Here is a 416-nt window from a genome sequence, read left to right as displayed (position 1 = left end):
AGGCCCGGTCGATCACCGCCATGCGGCCCCAGCGGAAGGCCGCCAGGCTCATCTCCACCGCCACCCCGCTGTTGCGGATGGCCGCCTCGATCGATTCGGCCTTGAGCGGGATGGTCCCCGCCTGGAACGCCACCCCGACCATGAAGTTGTTGGTCGCCATGGCATCGCCGAAGAGCCCCTCGGCCAGCGCCTGGCCGTCGATATAGACGTTCTCCTCCTTGCGCGTGACCCGGTCGATGCCGGCGGTCAGCCGCGCGGTCGCCGGGAACATCACGTGGCGGTCCGAGACCATCTGCCCGGTCGGCGTCTGGGTGGTCGAGACCACCGCGATGGTGCGCGAGGGGTGGCACTTGTCGAGGTTCTTCGGATCGGTCGCGTTGAGGATGTCGAAGCCCAGGTACAGGTCCGAGCGCCCG

1 protein-coding gene is annotated in these 416 nt (G+C 68.8%); it reads right to left on the bottom strand.

Annotation, left to right across the window (positions count from 1 at the left end; genetic code table 11):
• On the bottom strand, positions 1–416 hold a 416-nt coding region (locus GQB03_RS22695), incomplete at both ends, for a 2-oxoacid:acceptor oxidoreductase family protein (RefSeq protein ID WP_200832426.1).

The sequence above is a fragment of the Cognatazoarcus halotolerans genome, assembly GCF_009800965.1.
Taxonomy (GTDB): domain Bacteria; phylum Pseudomonadota; class Gammaproteobacteria; order Burkholderiales; family Rhodocyclaceae; genus Cognatazoarcus; species Cognatazoarcus halotolerans.
The sequence above is the reverse complement of the archived record's forward strand: the minus strand, read 5'-3'. Positions and strand labels throughout refer to the sequence as shown.